This is a genomic window from Pseudomonas sp. MWU12-2319, from assembly GCF_023242525.1.
Classification (GTDB): domain Bacteria; phylum Pseudomonadota; class Gammaproteobacteria; order Pseudomonadales; family Pseudomonadaceae; genus Aquipseudomonas; species Aquipseudomonas gingeri_D.
On sequence record NZ_JALJES010000034.1, the window covers coordinates 20,096 to 33,880 of the forward strand.

Annotated in this window: 28 protein-coding genes; all 28 read left to right on the forward strand. The window is 55.2% G+C overall.

Annotated elements, in window-relative coordinates; genetic code table 11:
• Window positions 1-55: 55 nt before the first annotated feature.
• The 28 genes from rpsJ to rplQ all read left to right on the forward strand — a co-directional run bounded on the left by rpsJ (window position 56) and on the right by rplQ (window position 13,752).
• On the forward strand, window positions 56-367 hold the full coding sequence (gene rpsJ / locus M5C01_RS32225; protein WP_003186070.1) for a 30S ribosomal protein S10: 312 nt from the start codon (window positions 56-58) through the stop codon (window positions 365-367).
• A gap of 80 nt (window positions 368-447) precedes the next feature.
• Window positions 448-1,083, forward strand: coding sequence for a 50S ribosomal protein L3 (rplC, locus tag M5C01_RS32230; RefSeq protein ID WP_003194649.1), 636 nt, complete (start codon window positions 448-450; stop codon window positions 1,081-1,083).
• Between the two features lie 12 nt (window positions 1,084-1,095).
• A complete protein-coding gene (rplD, locus tag M5C01_RS32235) occupies window positions 1,096-1,698 on the forward strand; it encodes a 50S ribosomal protein L4 (protein WP_121135086.1) in 603 nt (200 codons plus the stop codon).
• Complete coding sequence (gene rplW, locus M5C01_RS32240; protein ID WP_002555488.1) at window positions 1,695-1,994, forward strand: 50S ribosomal protein L23; 300 nt, start codon at window positions 1,695-1,697, stop codon at window positions 1,992-1,994. The genes rplD and rplW overlap by 4 nt, the downstream gene beginning before the upstream one ends.
• A 14-nt stretch (window positions 1,995-2,008) precedes the next feature.
• The gene (gene rplB, locus M5C01_RS32245; RefSeq protein WP_103495383.1) at window positions 2,009-2,833 is read left to right on the forward strand and encodes a 50S ribosomal protein L2; all 825 of its coding nucleotides are present in this window, start codon (window positions 2,009-2,011) and stop codon (window positions 2,831-2,833) included.
• A 16-nt stretch (window positions 2,834-2,849) separates the two neighbouring features.
• A complete protein-coding gene (rpsS, locus tag M5C01_RS32250; RefSeq protein ID WP_002555486.1) occupies window positions 2,850-3,125 on the forward strand; it encodes a 30S ribosomal protein S19 in 276 nt (91 codons plus the stop codon).
• An 11-nt stretch (window positions 3,126-3,136) separates the two neighbouring features.
• The gene (rplV, locus tag M5C01_RS32255; protein WP_003103908.1) at window positions 3,137-3,469 is read left to right on the forward strand and encodes a 50S ribosomal protein L22; all 333 of its coding nucleotides are present in this window, start codon (window positions 3,137-3,139) and stop codon (window positions 3,467-3,469) included.
• A 13-nt stretch (window positions 3,470-3,482) separates the two neighbouring features.
• On the forward strand, window positions 3,483-4,169 hold the full coding sequence (gene rpsC / locus M5C01_RS32260) for a 30S ribosomal protein S3 (protein WP_008065719.1): 687 nt from the start codon (window positions 3,483-3,485) through the stop codon (window positions 4,167-4,169).
• A 12-nt stretch (window positions 4,170-4,181) separates the two neighbouring features.
• Entirely contained in the window at window positions 4,182-4,595 is a 414-nt protein-coding gene (gene rplP / locus M5C01_RS32265; RefSeq protein ID WP_003232424.1) for a 50S ribosomal protein L16, read from the forward strand.
• Window positions 4,595-4,786: a 50S ribosomal protein L29 gene (rpmC, locus tag M5C01_RS32270; protein ID WP_002555481.1), complete on the forward strand. Its 192-nt coding sequence runs from the start codon at window positions 4,595-4,597 to the stop codon at window positions 4,784-4,786. Before rplP ends, rpmC begins: the two co-directional genes overlap by 1 nt.
• 2 nt (window positions 4,787-4,788) lie before the next feature.
• Entirely contained in the window at window positions 4,789-5,055 is a 267-nt protein-coding gene (gene rpsQ / locus M5C01_RS32275) for a 30S ribosomal protein S17 (protein WP_003194644.1), read from the forward strand.
• Between the two features lie 23 nt (window positions 5,056-5,078).
• Window positions 5,079-5,447 carry a 50S ribosomal protein L14 gene (gene rplN / locus M5C01_RS32280; protein WP_011063774.1) on the forward strand — a complete coding sequence of 123 codons (369 nt, stop codon included), beginning with the start codon at window positions 5,079-5,081 and terminating at the stop codon, window positions 5,445-5,447.
• A gap of 11 nt (window positions 5,448-5,458) precedes the next feature.
• On the forward strand, window positions 5,459-5,773 hold the full coding sequence (gene rplX / locus M5C01_RS32285; RefSeq protein ID WP_007896770.1) for a 50S ribosomal protein L24: 315 nt from the start codon (window positions 5,459-5,461) through the stop codon (window positions 5,771-5,773).
• A 20-nt stretch (window positions 5,774-5,793) separates the two neighbouring features.
• Window positions 5,794-6,333: a 50S ribosomal protein L5 gene (gene rplE / locus M5C01_RS32290; protein ID WP_040071276.1), complete on the forward strand. Its 540-nt coding sequence runs from the start codon at window positions 5,794-5,796 to the stop codon at window positions 6,331-6,333.
• A 13-nt stretch (window positions 6,334-6,346) separates the two neighbouring features.
• Complete coding sequence (gene rpsN / locus M5C01_RS32295) at window positions 6,347-6,652, forward strand: 30S ribosomal protein S14 (RefSeq protein WP_100944356.1); 306 nt, start codon at window positions 6,347-6,349, stop codon at window positions 6,650-6,652.
• Window positions 6,653-6,863: 211 nt separating this feature from the next.
• Window positions 6,864-7,256, forward strand: coding sequence for a 30S ribosomal protein S8 (rpsH, locus tag M5C01_RS32300; RefSeq protein WP_003228724.1), 393 nt, complete (start codon window positions 6,864-6,866; stop codon window positions 7,254-7,256).
• Between the two features lie 12 nt (window positions 7,257-7,268).
• Window positions 7,269-7,802: a 50S ribosomal protein L6 gene (rplF, locus tag M5C01_RS32305; protein ID WP_003176412.1), complete on the forward strand. Its 534-nt coding sequence runs from the start codon at window positions 7,269-7,271 to the stop codon at window positions 7,800-7,802.
• A 10-nt stretch (window positions 7,803-7,812) separates the two neighbouring features.
• Entirely contained in the window at window positions 7,813-8,163 is a 351-nt protein-coding gene (gene rplR, locus M5C01_RS32310; RefSeq protein WP_003186037.1) for a 50S ribosomal protein L18, read from the forward strand.
• A 3-nt stretch (window positions 8,164-8,166) separates the two neighbouring features.
• On the forward strand, window positions 8,167-8,667 hold the full coding sequence (gene rpsE, locus M5C01_RS32315) for a 30S ribosomal protein S5 (protein WP_100944357.1): 501 nt from the start codon (window positions 8,167-8,169) through the stop codon (window positions 8,665-8,667).
• Between the two features lie 2 nt (window positions 8,668-8,669).
• Window positions 8,670-8,846, forward strand: a complete 177-nt coding sequence (rpmD, locus tag M5C01_RS32320) for a 50S ribosomal protein L30 (protein ID WP_010438202.1) — start codon at window positions 8,670-8,672, stop codon at window positions 8,844-8,846.
• A 3-nt stretch (window positions 8,847-8,849) separates the two neighbouring features.
• The gene (rplO, locus tag M5C01_RS32325; RefSeq protein ID WP_103495384.1) at window positions 8,850-9,284 is read left to right on the forward strand and encodes a 50S ribosomal protein L15; all 435 of its coding nucleotides are present in this window, start codon (window positions 8,850-8,852) and stop codon (window positions 9,282-9,284) included.
• Complete coding sequence (secY, locus tag M5C01_RS32330; protein WP_100944359.1) at window positions 9,285-10,613, forward strand: preprotein translocase subunit SecY; 1,329 nt, start codon at window positions 9,285-9,287, stop codon at window positions 10,611-10,613.
• Between the two features lie 24 nt (window positions 10,614-10,637).
• On the forward strand, window positions 10,638-10,754 hold the full coding sequence (gene rpmJ / locus M5C01_RS32335; protein WP_002555468.1) for a 50S ribosomal protein L36: 117 nt from the start codon (window positions 10,638-10,640) through the stop codon (window positions 10,752-10,754).
• Between the two features lie 129 nt (window positions 10,755-10,883).
• A complete protein-coding gene (rpsM, locus tag M5C01_RS32340; protein ID WP_003186020.1) occupies window positions 10,884-11,240 on the forward strand; it encodes a 30S ribosomal protein S13 in 357 nt (118 codons plus the stop codon).
• Window positions 11,241-11,270: 30 nt separating this feature from the next.
• Window positions 11,271-11,660 carry a 30S ribosomal protein S11 gene (rpsK, locus tag M5C01_RS32345; RefSeq protein ID WP_007924177.1) on the forward strand — a complete coding sequence of 130 codons (390 nt, stop codon included), beginning with the start codon at window positions 11,271-11,273 and terminating at the stop codon, window positions 11,658-11,660.
• Between the two features lie 18 nt (window positions 11,661-11,678).
• On the forward strand, window positions 11,679-12,299 hold the full coding sequence (gene rpsD, locus M5C01_RS32350) for a 30S ribosomal protein S4 (RefSeq protein WP_017123253.1): 621 nt from the start codon (window positions 11,679-11,681) through the stop codon (window positions 12,297-12,299).
• Window positions 12,300-12,321: 22 nt separating this feature from the next.
• A complete protein-coding gene (gene rpoA, locus M5C01_RS32355) occupies window positions 12,322-13,323 on the forward strand; it encodes a DNA-directed RNA polymerase subunit alpha (RefSeq protein WP_003176403.1) in 1,002 nt (333 codons plus the stop codon).
• A gap of 42 nt (window positions 13,324-13,365) precedes the next feature.
• Window positions 13,366-13,752, forward strand: coding sequence for a 50S ribosomal protein L17 (rplQ, locus tag M5C01_RS32360; RefSeq protein WP_100944360.1), 387 nt, complete (start codon window positions 13,366-13,368; stop codon window positions 13,750-13,752).
• Window positions 13,753-13,785 lie beyond the last annotated feature (33 nt).

The window sequence follows — 13,785 nt, forward strand, 5'->3', positions numbered from 1 at the left end:
CCTTTTAACGGGCGTATTGCGCTCGGTGGGAATAGCAGCCGGAGTCTGAAATCCAATGCAAAATCAGCAAATCCGTATCAGGTTGAAGGCTTTTGACCATCGCCTGATCGACCAATCCACCCAGGAAATCGTGGAAACCGCGAAACGTACTGGTGCTCAAGTGCGTGGTCCAATTCCACTGCCTACCCGTAAAGAGCGGTTCACCGTTCTGGTCTCCCCGCACGTCAACAAAGACGCGCGCGACCAGTACGAGATCCGTACTCATAAGCGTGTACTGGACATCGTCCAGCCAACGGATAAAACCGTTGATGCGCTGATGAAGCTTGATCTTGCGGCAGGTGTGGAAGTGCAGATCAGCCTCGGCTAAGACTCGGTCTTAGTCGTGTAACGCTCTGAAATGGGCGGCCATAGCGGGTGAAAGCCCCGTACACTCATGAGGTTTACAACATGACTATTGGTGTAGTCGGTCGTAAATGCGGTATGACCCGTATTTTCACCGAAGAAGGTGTCTCCATTCCGGTTACGGTCATTGAGATCGAGCCGAATCGCGTCACCCAGTTCAAAACTGAAGAAACCGATGGCTATCGTGCAGTGCAAGTCACTGTCGGCGAGCGTCGTGCTTCGCGTGTTACAGCTGCTCAAGCTGGCCACTTCGCTAAAGCGAACGTTGCCGCTGGTCGTACCGTAATGGAGTTCCGTCTTGAAGACGGCGACTACCAGGCCGGCGATCTGATCAACGCTGAAATCTTCGCCGCTGGTCAACTGGTTGATGTAACCGGTCAGTCCAAGGGTAAAGGCTTCCAGGGTACGATCAAGCGTTGGAACTTCCGCGGGCAAGATAATACCCACGGTAACTCCGTGTCCCACCGCGTTCCAGGCTCTATCGGCCAGTGCCAGACTCCTGGTCGTGTATTCAAGGGCAAAAAAATGTCCGGTCATATGGGCGCTGAGCGCGTGACCGTGCAGTCCCTTGAAGTAGTGCGCGTGGACGCTGAACGCAATCTGTTGTTGGTCAAGGGCGCTGTTCCTGGCGCTACTGGCGGCAACCTGGTTGTACGTCCAGCAGCCAAGGCTCGCGGTTAAGGGGAAGCTGACATGCAATTAAATGTAAATGACGCTCAGGCAATCGAAGTTTCCGAACTGACATTTGGCGGCGAATTCAACGAGACGCTGGTTCACCAAGCAGTCGTGGCCTACATGGCTGGCGGCCGTCAGGGTAGCAAGCAGCAAAAGACCCGTTCCGACGTTTCCGGTGGCGGTAAGCGCCCATGGCGTCAGAAAGGTACTGGCCGTGCTCGTGCCGGTACCATCCGTAGCCCAATCTGGCGTGGCGGCGGTACCACTTTCGCAGCTCGTCCTCAGGATCACTCCCAGAAGCTGAACAAGAAGATGTATCGCGCAGCAATGCGTTCCATCCTTGCTGAGCTGGTGCGTACTGATCGTCTGGTCGTGGTTCAGGATTTCGCTGTTGAAACGCCGAAAACCAAAGACCTGCTGAACAAACTGACTGGCATGAGTCTGACCGACGTTCTGATCGTGTCCGACGCTGTTGATCAGAACCTGTACCTGGCTGCTCGTAACCTGCCACACGTTGATGTCCGTGACGTACAGGGTTCCGATCCAGTTAGTCTGATCGCATACGACAAGGTGTTGATCACCGTGTCGGCCGTGAAGAAATTCGAGGAGCTGCTGGGATGAACCAGGAACGCGTATTTAAAGTTCTGCTTGGCCCGCACGTTTCCGAGAAGGCTACGGTCCTGGCAGACAAGAAAGGTCAGTTCGTTTTCAAGGTTGCGACTGACGCAACCAAGCTGGAAATCAAGAAGGCCGTCGAAAGCCTGTTCAGCGTGAAAGTAGAGCGTGTGACTACCCTGAATGTCCTGGGTAAAAGCAAACGCACTGCTCGCGGTCTGGGCAAGCGTAATGACTGGAAGAAGGCAGTTATCTCCCTTCAGCCAGGCCAAGATCTCGATTTCAGCAGCAGTGCTGAGTAAGGAAGGGGTGCATCATGGCAATCGTTAAATGCAAACCGACTTCCCCTGGCCGCCGTTTTGTGGTCAAGGTGGTCAACAAGGAGCTGCATAAAGGCGCTCCTCACGCACCGCTGCTCGAGAAAAAATCGAAGACTGGTGGTCGTAACAACAATGGCCGTATTACCACTCGTCACATCGGTGGTGGTCATAAGCAGCATTATCGTCTGGTCGATTTCCGTCGCAACGACAAAGATGGCATCTCTGCCACTGTCGAGCGTATCGAATACGATCCAAACCGTACTGCTCACATCGCTCTGCTGCTGTACGCAGACGGCGAGCGTCGCTACATCATCGCGCCTAAAGGCGTGAGTGCTGGCGACCAGCTGATCGCAGGCGCTCTGGCTCCAATCAAGCCAGGTAACGCTCTGCAACTGCGCAACATCCCAGTGGGTTCCACCGTACACGGCATCGAATTGAAGCCAGGTAAAGGTGCACAGATCGCTCGTTCCGCTGGTGCTTCGGCTCAGCTGATCGCTCGTGAAGGTGTCTACGTGACCCTGCGTCTGCGCTCCGGTGAAATGCGTAAAGTGCTGTCGGAATGCCGTGCAACGCTGGGCGAAGTCTCGAACTCCGAGCACAGCCTGCGTTCCCTGGGTAAAGCCGGTGCCAAACGCTGGCGTGGCGTTCGCCCAACCGTTCGTGGTGTTGCCATGAACCCGGTTGACCACCCACATGGTGGTGGTGAAGGTCGTACCTCTGGTGGTCGTCATCCGGTATCGCCGTGGGGCTTCCCGACTAAGGGCGCGAAGACTCGTGGTAATAAGCGTACCGACAAAATGATCGTCCGTCGTCGCAAGTAAATAGAGGGATACGACAGTGCCACGTTCTCTGAAAAAAGGTCCTTTTATCGATCTTCACCTACTGAAGAAGATCGAAGTGGCGGCGGAAAAGAACGATCGCAAACCAGTTAAGACCTGGTCGCGCCGTTCCATGATCCTGCCACAAATGGTCGGTTTGACCATCGCTGTGCATAACGGTCGTCAACACGTCCCCGTTCTCGTGAACGAAGACATGGTCGGCCACAAACTGGGCGAGTTTGCCGGTACCCGCACATATCGTGGGCACGTGGCTGACAAGAAAGCCAAGCGTTAAGGGGTTAGGAAATGGAAGTAGCCGCTAAGTTGTCGGGCGCTCGAATCTCCGCCCAGAAAGCCCGCTTGGTCGCCGACCAGATCCGCGGGAAGAAGGTGGGCGAAGCGCTCAACTTGTTGGCTTTCAGCAGTAAGAAAGCCGCCGAGATCATGAAGAAAGTGCTGGAGTCGGCCGTAGCCAACGCCGAGCATAACGAAGGCGCAGACGTTGATGACCTGAAGGTCAGCACCGTTTTCGTCAACGAAGGGCGTTCGCTGAAGCGCATCATGCCACGTGCCAAAGGCCGGGCTGATCGCATCGTCAAGCGGTCTTGCCATATCACTGTCAAGGTTGCTGACAAGTAACGGAGTCGAAGAGATGGGTCAGAAAGTACATCCCATTGGCATTCGCCTGGGAATCGTCAAGGAGCACACCTCCGTCTGGTACGCAGACGGTCGGACTTATGCGGACTATTTGCTCGCAGATCTGAAAGTGCGTGAGTACCTCCAAGACAAACTAAAAAGCGCGTCCGTAAGCCGTATCGATATCCATCGTCCGGCCCAAACTGCACGCATCACCATCCACACCGCTCGTCCAGGTATCGTTATCGGGAAGAAAGGTGAGGATGTTGAGAAACTGCGTCAGGACCTGACCAAGCAAATGGGTGTGCCTGTGCACATCAATATCGAAGAGATCCGCAAGCCGGAGCTCGACGGTATGCTGGTTGCCCAGAGCGTAGCTCAGCAGCTGGAGCGTCGTGTGATGTTCCGTCGCGCCATGAAGCGCGCCGTACAGAACGCCATGCGCATTGGTGCCAAAGGCATCAAAATCCAAGTGAGCGGTCGTCTCGGCGGTGCTGAAATCGCACGTACTGAATGGTATCGCGAAGGTCGTGTGCCACTGCACACCCTGCGTGCCGACATCGACTATGCCAACTACGAAGCTCACACCACTTACGGTGTGATCGGTGTAAAGGTTTGGATCTTCAAAGGCGAAGTAATTGGTGGTCGCCAAGAAGAACTGAAACCACAAGCACCAGCGCCTCGTAAAAAAGCTGCTAAGTAAGGGGTACGCCAAATGTTGCAACCAAAGCGTACGAAGTTCCGCAAGCAGATGACAGGCCACAACCGTGGTCTGGCTCAGCGCGGTAGCAAAGTCAGCTTCGGCGAGTTCGCGCTGAAGTCTGTTGCTCGTGGTCGTCTCACCGCTCGTCAGATCGAGTCAGCGCGTCGTGCTCTGACCCGTCACGTAAAACGTGGCGGCAAGATCTGGATCCGTGTGTTCCCGGACAAGCCTATCTCCAAAAAGCCCCTCGAAGTTCGGATGGGTAAAGGTAAGGGTAACGTGGAGTACTGGGTTGCCCAGATTCAGCCAGGCAAAGTCCTGTATGAAATCGAGGGTGTTACTGAAGAGCTGGCGCGTGAGGCTTTTGCCCTGGCTGCTGCAAAGCTGCCGCTCGCCACCGCTTTTGTTAAACGGACGGTGATGTGATGAAAGCGAATGAACTTCGTGAAAAATCAGCACAGCAGCTGAACGAGCAACTGCTCGGCCTGCTGCGCGACCAGTTCAATCTGCGTATGCAGAAAGCAACTGGCCAGTTGGGGCAGTCTCACCTGCTCTCGCAAGTTAAGCGCGACATCGCTCGTGTGAAGACTGTGCTCAACCAGCAGGCAGGTAAGTAATCATGGCTGAAGCCGAAAAGACCGTCCGTACGCTGACTGGCCGTGTTGTCAGCGACAAAATGGACAAGACCATCACCGTTCTGATCGAGCGTCGCGTCAAGCACCCGATCTACGGTAAATACGTTAAGCGTTCGACTAAGCTGCACGCGCACGACGAAACCAACCAGTGCCACATTGGCGACAAGGTCACGATTCGTGAAACTCGTCCGATGGCCAAGACCAAGTCTTGGGCGCTGGTTGATGTTCTCGAACGCGCTGTGGAAGTCTAAGGGCTAGGGGTCGGAGAAATTATATGATTCAGACTCAATCCATGCTCGATGTGGCCGATAACAGCGGCGCTCGCCGCGTTATGTGCATCAAGGTGCTGGGTGGCTCGCATCGTCGTTACGCTGGTATCGGTGACATCATCAAAGTAACCGTCAAGGAAGCAATTCCGCGCGGTAAAGTGAAGAAAGGCCAAGTGATGACTGCTGTCGTAGTCCGCACTCGCCATGGCGTTCGTCGTGCTGACGGCTCCATTATCCGCTTTGATGGCAACGCTGCTGTTCTGTTGAACAACAAGCAAGAGCCGATCGGCACCCGTATCTTTGGGCCAGTGACCCGTGAACTTCGTAATGAGAAGTTCATGAAGATCGTCTCGCTCGCCCCAGAAGTGCTGTAAGGAGATCCGACATGCAAAAGATTCGTCGTGACGACGAGATCATCGTGATCGCCGGCAAAGACAAAGGTAAGCGCGGTAAGGTGCTTAAGGTTCTCGCTGATGACCGTCTGGTCGTCGGTGGTCTGAACCTGGTCAAGCGTCATACCAAGCCTAACCCGATGTCGGGCGTACAGGGCGGTATCGTCGAAAAAGAAGCGCCACTGCACGCTTCCAACGTCGCCATTTTCAACGGCGAAACCAACAAGGCTGACCGCGTTGGTTTCAAAGTAGAAGACGGCAAAAAAATTCGTGTCTTCAAGTCGACCCAAAAAGCGGTTGATGCTTGAACACTGCTAGGTAGAAGACCATGGCACGACTGAAAGAGATTTACCGGAAGGAAATCGCTCCGAAGCTTAAGGAAGAACTTAAGCTGGCGAACGTGATGGAAGTTCCGCGCATTACCAAGATCACCCTGAACATGGGTCTGGGCGAAGCGATCGGTGACAAGAAAGTCATCGAGCACGCTGTGGCTGACCTGGAGAAGATCACCGGCCAGAAAGTCGTTGTGACTCACGCTCGCAAATCCATCGCTGGCTTCAAAGTCCGCGAAGGTTGGCCGATCGGTGTCAAAGTGACCCTGCGTCGCGATCGTATGTATGAGTTCCTGGATCGTCTGCTGTCGATCTCCCTGCCTCGGGTTCGCGACTTCCGCGGCCTGAATGCCAAGTCCTTCGACGGTCGTGGCAACTACAGCATGGGCGTGAAAGAGCAGATCATTTTCCCGGAAATCGATTACGACAAGATCGATGCTCTGCGCGGTCTGGACATTACCCTGACCACCACTGCCAAGAACGATGATGAAGGTCGCGCATTGCTGCGTGCTTTCAAATTCCCGTTCCGCAACTGATTGGAGTAGGAAAATGGCCAAGAAGAGCATGAAAAACCGTGAGCTGAAGCGTCAGCTCACCGTTGCCAAGTACGCCACCAAGCGTGCAGCACTGAAAGCTATCATCGTCGATCTGAACGCAAGTCCAGAAGCACGTTGGGAAGCTTCGGTAGCCCTGCAGAAGCAGCCACGTGACGCAAGCGCCTCGCGCATGCGTAACCGCTGCCGCATCACTGGTCGTCCGCACGGCGTTTACCGCAAGTTCGGCCTCGGCCGTAACAAGCTGCGTGAAGCGGCCATGCGTGGTGACGTACCAGGTCTGGTTAAAGCCAGCTGGTAAGCCACACCGCCCAAGTCACGGTGGTCGGTCTCGCAAGAACCGACCACCGGTGACCTTGAGTTTGAATCAAGCCCCTTTTGGGGCTTGATTCATTTCTGGGGTGTGTCTAGAATGACCGGCTCGCCTGAGCCTGCACTTTTTACGTGTGGAGATACTCGGCGACAGTTGTAGCCGCAAGGCTAATTCTTTTTGTATCAGGAGCGTCTAGCCCATGAGTATGCAGGACCCGTTAGCGGACATGCTAACTCGAATCCGTAATGCCCAGATGGCTGAAAAGTCCGTCGTAAGCATGCCGTCTTCCACGTTGAAGGTGGCTGTAGCAAAAGTCCTGAAGGACGAAGGTTACATCGCGGGTTATCAGATCAGCAGCGAAACCAAGCCGTTGCTATCCATCGAGCTGAAATACTTCGAAGGCCGTCCGGTCATCGAGGAAGTGAAGCGCGTTAGCCGTCCAGGCCTGCGTCAGTACAAGTCCGTTGAGGATCTGCCGAAAGTTCGTGGCGGTCTCGGCGTGTCTATCGTCTCCACCAACAAAGGTGTGATGACGGATCGTGCTGCGCGCGCTGCCGGTGTCGGCGGCGAAGTTCTTTGCACTGTGTTCTAAGGGGGGATAAGCATGTCTCGCGTCGCTAAGAACCCCGTTAAGCTGCCAGCCGGTGTCGAAGTCAAATTCGCAGGCCAACAGCTTTCGGTGAAGGGTGCCAAGGGTACTCTTGAACTGAACATCCATTCGTCCGTTGAGATCGTTGAAGAAGCTGGTGAGCTGCGTTTCGCTGCTCGCAATGGCGATCAACAAACTCGCGCAATGGCCGGTACCACGCGTGCGTTGGTAAACAACATGGTCCAAGGCGTAAGCCAAGGCTTCGAGCGTAAGCTCCAGCTGGTCGGTGTTGGTTACAAAGCGCAAGCAAAAGGCACGGTTTTGAACCTGGCCCTTGGCTTCTCGCACCCAGTGGATTACGAACTGCCGGAAGGCATCACCGCTGAGACCCCTAGCCAAACCGATATCCTGATCAAGGGCATCGATAAGCAGCTGGTAGGTCAGGTGGCCGCTGAGATCCGCGACTTCCGTCCACCAGAGCCGTACAAAGGCAAAGGTGTGCGCTACGCGGACGAAGTCGTCCGTCGTAAAGAAGCCAAGAAGAAGTAGGGCATAGCAAATGACCGACAAAAAAGTTACTCGACTGCGTCGCGCTCGCAAAGCACGCCTGAAAATGCACGAACTCGAAGTCGTGCGTCTCTGCGTGTTCCGCTCTTCGCAGCACATCTACGCCCAGGTCATTTCGGCCGACGGCAACAAAGTCCTGGCAAGTGCCTCGACTTTGGACAAAGAACTGCGTGATGGTGCCACTGGCAACATCGACGCGGCCACTAAGGTTGGCCAGCTGGTCGCTACGCGTGCTAAAGCCGCTGGCGTCTCGCAGGTGGCTTTCGACCGCTCTGGCTTCAAGTACCACGGCCGCGTCAAGGCGCTGGCTGATGCTGCTCGTGAAGCTGGGCTGGAGTTCTAAGTTATGTCAAATAACGACCAAAAGCGCGACGAAGGCTACATCGAGAAGCTGGTTCAAGTTAACCGCGTAGCCAAAACCGTTAAAGGCGGCCGTATCTTCACCTTCACCGCGTTGACCGTGGTAGGTGATGGCAAGGGCCGTGTAGGCTTCGGCCGTGGCAAGTCACGTGAAGTGCCTGCTGCGATCCAGAAGGCTATGGAAGCTGCTCGCCGCAACATGATCCAGGTTGATCTGAACGGCACCACCCTGCAGTACGCCATGAAGTCCGCCCACGGCGCTTCGAAGGTTTACATGCAGCCTGCTTCTGAAGGTACCGGTATCATCGCTGGCGGCGCTATGCGTGCTGTCCTCGAAGTCGCTGGTGTGCAGAACGTTCTGGCCAAGTGCTACGGCTCGACTAACCCGGTAAACGTGGTTCACGCCACTTTCAAAGGTTTGAAAGCGATGCAGTCCCCTGAGTCCATTGCTGCCAAGCGCGGCAAAACTGCAGCGGAGATCCGTTGATCATGGCAACTGTAAAAGTAACGCTGATCAAAAGCATGACCGGCCGCATCCCTAACCACAGACTGTGCGTTAAGGGTCTGGGTCTGCGTCGCATCGGTCACACTGTAGAAGTCCTGGATACTCCCGAGAATCGCGGGATGATCAACAAGGCTTACTACATGCTGCGTGTAGAGGGTTAATCGATGAAACTCAATGATCTGAGTCCAGCGCCGGGTTCCCGCCGCGAAAAGCATCGTCCGGGCCGTGGTATCGGTAGCGGTTTGGGTAAGACCGGTGGCCGTGGCCACAAAGGTCAGACCTCCCGCTCCGGTGGCACCATTGCTCCAGGCTTTGAAGGCGGCCAACAGCCGCTGCATCGTCGCCTGCCGAAGTTCGGTTTCGTTTCCCTGAAAGCCATGGACCGCGCAGAAGTGCGTCTGTCCGAGCTGGCCAAAGTGGACGGCGACATCGTCACCGTGCAGTCCCTGAAAGATGCCAACGTGATCAACCAGAACGTACAGCGTGTGAAAATCATGCTGTCGGGCGAAGTGACTCGCGCAGTAACTATCAAGGGCATCGCCGCCACCAAAGGTGCGCGTGCGGCTATCGAAGCAGCTGGCGGCAAGTTCGAGGAATAAATGGCTAAGCAAGGTGCTCTCTCAGCGCTCAGCAAAGGCGGGTTATCCGAGCTCTGGGCTCGACTGCGTTTTCTATTCCTGGCGATTATCGTCTACCGGATAGGCGCGCACATCCCAGTTCCTGGTATCAACCCGGACCGGCTGGCGGACCTGTTTCGACAGAATGAGGGGACCATTCTTAGCTTGTTCAACATGTTTTCCGGCGGCGCGCTGGAGCGGATGAGCATCTTTGCACTGGGGATCATGCCGTACATTTCGGCATCGATCATCATGCAGTTGATGAGCGCCGTCAGCCCGCAGCTGGAGCAGTTGAAGAAGGAAGGTGAGGCTGGTCGTCGTAAGATCAGCCAATACACCCGCTATGGCACCGTCGTCCTGGCACTGGTTCAAGCCATTGGCATGTCCATTGGCCTGGCTAACCAGGGCGTCTCGTTTAGTGCTGGCTTCAGCTTCCATTTCGTTGCGGTGTCCACTTTTGTGGCCGGCGCGATGTTCATGATGTGGTTGGGCGAGCAGATTACCGAGCGCGGTGTTGGTAACGGTATCTCGATGTTGATTTTTTCGGGTATCGTCGCCGGTCTTCCGAGAGCAATCGGGCAGTCTTTCGAGTCTGCACGTCAGGGCGATATCAACATCTTCGCTTTGGTTGCCATCGGTTTGCTGGCAGTAGCGATCATCGGTTTCGTGGTGTTCATTGAGCGTGGCCAGCGTCGTATTGCTGTTCACTACGCCAAGCGTCAGCAGGGCCGCAAGGTCTTTGCTGCGCAGACCAGCCACCTGCCGCTGAAGGTGAATATGGCCGGTGTTATTCCTGCTATCTTCGCGAGCAGCATCTTGCTGTTCCCGGCTTCGCTGGGTGCCTGGTTCGGTCAGTCTGAAGGTATGGGCTGGTTGCAGGACATCTCGCAGTCGATCGCTCCTGGTCAGCCGTTGAATATTCTGCTGTTTAGTGCAGGGATTATTTTCTTCTGCTTCTTCTATACGGCGTTGATGTTCAATCCGAAAGACGTAGCGGAAAACCTGAAGAAGTCCGGTGCCTTTATTCCGGGTATCCGTCCAGGCGAGCAGTCGGCGCGCTACATTGATGGCGTTCTGACCCGTTTGACCATGTTCGGTGCTCTTTATATGACGGCCGTGTGCCTGCTTCCCCAGTTCCTGGTGGTTGCGGCAAACGTTCCGTTCTACCTTGGCGGGACCTCGTTGCTGATCGTGGTCGTGGTTGTGATGGACTTCATGTCCCAAGTACAATCGCACCTCGTTTCGCACCAGTACGAATCCCTGATGAAGAAAGCCAACCTGAAGGGTTACGGCAGCGGCATGCTGCGCTGACCCATAAGGTTCGAGGAGTTGGTGATGAAAGTTCGTGCATCGGTGAAAAAGCTGTGCCGTAACTGCAAGATTATTCGCCGCGAAGGTGTGGTTCGAGTAATTTGCAGCGCGGAACCGCGTCACAAACAGCGCCAAGGCTGAGTGTGATCTGCTAAAAGCCCAGCAGCTAGTGCGCTGCTGGGTTGATTATTTGTTATTACAGCGATATTATCTCGCGCCCTATTTCTTGGCTTCCGGGGCGTAGGTAGCTGTCAATTGGAGTCCCACTGAATGGCCCGTATTGCAGGCGTTAACATTCCAGATAACAAGCACACTGTTATCTCGCTGACCTACATCTATGGTGTTGGTCGCACTACTGCACAGAAAATTTGTGCAGTGACTGGGGTCAACCCAGCCGCAAAGATCAAGGATCTGAGCGACGAGCAGATTGAACAGCTGCGTGGCGAAGTGGCGAAGTTCACCACTGAAGGTGACCTGCGTCGCGAAATCAACATGAAAATCAAACGCTTGATGGACTTGGGCTGCTACCGCGGTCTGCGCCATCGTCGTGGTCTGCCAGTACGCGGTCAGCGTACCAAGACCAACGCGCGTACTCGCAAAGGTCCGCGTAAGCCGATCCGCAAGTAATCGCACCAGCGAATCGACAGGAATCTAGTCATGGCAAAACCTGCTGCTCGTCCTCGTAAGAAAATTAAAAAGACAGTGGTTGATGGCATCGCCCACATCCACGCGTCTTTCAACAACACCATCGTGACCATTACCGACCGTCAAGGTAACGCTCTTTCTTGGGCTACCTCCGGTGGTTCGGGTTTCCGCGGTTCCCGCAAGTCCACCCCGTTCGCTGCTCAAGTAGCTGCTGAACGTGCTGGTCAAGCTGCGCTGGAATACGGCCTGAAAAACCTCGACGTTAACGTCAAAGGTCCAGGTCCAGGTCGTGAGTCCGCTGTCCGTGCATTGAACGGCTGTGGCTATAAGATCGCCAGCATCACCGACGTGACGCCAATCCCGCACAACGGGTGCCGTCCGCCGAAGAAGCGCCGCGTGTAATCCAGGAGATTGTAAAGAATGGCTCGTTACATTGGTCCAAAATGCAAACTGGCTCGTCGCGAAGGCACCGATCTCTTCCTGAAGAGCGGCGTGCGCGCTATCGAATCCAAGTGCAACATCGAAGCAGCACCTGGTATCCACGGCCAACGCCGCGGTCGCCAGTCCGACTACGGCACCCAACTGCGTGAAAAGCAGAAGGTCCGTCGTATTTATGGCGTTCTTGAGCGTCAGTTCAGCGGCTACTACAAAGAAGCTGCCGGCCGTAAAGGCGCAACCGGTGAAAACCTGCTGCAACTGCTCGAATGCCGTCTGGACAACGTTGTATACCGTATGGGTTTTGGCTCGACTCGTGCCGAATCCCGTCAACTGGTATCGCACAAGTCGATCAGCGTTAACGGCAAAACCGTCAACGTCCCGTCCTACCAGGTTCGTGCTGGTGACGTGGTAGCTATTCGTGAGAAAGCTAAGAATCAACTGCGCATTGTCCAGGCTCTCGATCTGTGTGCCCAGCGTGGCCGCGTAGAATGGGTAGAAGTGGACACTGAGAAGAAGTCGGGCGTTTTCAAGAACGTGCCTGCTCGCAGTGACCTCTCCGCCGACATCAACGAAAGCCTGATTGTCGAGCTCTACTCCAAGTAAGGGCTAGAAAATAGGTGCATCCATGCAGATTTCGGTAAATGAGTTCCTGACACCCCGTCACATTGACGTGCAGGTTGTCAGTCCAACCCGCGCTAAGATCACCCTCGAGCCTCTCGAGCGTGGTTTTGGCCACACCCTGGGCAACGCGCTGCGCCGCATCCTGTTGTCCTCAATGCCAGGCTGTGCAGTAGTCGAGGCCGAGATTGACGGTGTGCTCCACGAGTACAGCGCCATCGAAGGTGTACAGGAAGACGTCATTGAAATCCTGTTGAACCTTAAAGGTCTGGCTATCAAGCTGCACGGCCGTGACGAAGTTACGCTGACCTTGTCGAAGAAGGGTTCGGGGGTGGTTACCGCTGCCGATATTCAGCTGGATCATGATGTCGAGATCGTTAATCCCGATCACGTAATCGCCAACCTGGCGTCTAACGGCGCCTTGAACATGAAGCTCACCGTAGCTCGTGGTCGTGGTTATGAACCAGCAGACTCGCGTCAGAGCGATGAAGACGAAAGCCGCAGCATCGGTCGCTTGCAGCTTGACTCTTCGTTCAGCCCGGTTCGCCGTATCGCTTACGTGGTGGAAAACGCCCGTGTCGAGCAGCGTACCAACCTGGACAAACTGGTTATTGATCTGGAAACCAACGGTACCCTGGATCCTGAAGAGGCTATCCGCCGCGCTGCAACCATCCTGCAACAGCAGTTGGCTGCGTTCGTCGACCTCAAAGGTGACAGTGAGCCAGTGGTTATCGAGCAAGAAGACGAGATCGATCCGATCCTGCTTCGCCCGGTTGACGATCTGGAACTGACTGTACGTTCGGCCAACTGCCTTAAGGCGGAAAACATCTACTACATCGGCGACCTGATTCAGCGTACCGAAGTAGAGCTGTTGAAGACTCCGAACCTGGGCAAGAAATCCTTGACTGAAATCAAGGACGTTCTGGCCTCCCGCGGTCTGTCCCTCGGCATGCGCCTCGACAACTGGCCGCCTGCAAGTCTTAAGAAGGACGACAAGGCGACTGCCTGATCGTCGTAATCACCGAACGTAGTGTTTGGTAAGGAATGAACCATGCGTCATCGTAAAAGTGGTCGTCACCTGAGCCGCACCAGCTCGCACCGCAAGGCCATGTTTCAAAACATGGCGGTGTCGCTGTTCGAGCACGAGCTGATCAAAACGACTCTGCCAAAAGCCAAAGAACTGCGTCGCGTTGCTGAGCCGCTGATCACTCTGGCCAAAGTAGATAGCCTGGCTAACCGCCGTCTGGCTTTCGACCGTACTCGTTCGAAAGCTATCGTTGGTAAGCTCTTCAACGACCTGGGCAAGCGTTACGCTACCCGTGAGGGTGGCTACCTGCGCATCCTCAAGTGCGGTTTCCGCACTGGCGACAACGCGCCTATGGCGTACGTCGAGTTGGTTGATCGTGCTACTGCCGGCGAAGCTGTTTCTGCCGAGTAAGACGTCAGTCTGAAACAAGAAACCGGGCCTAGT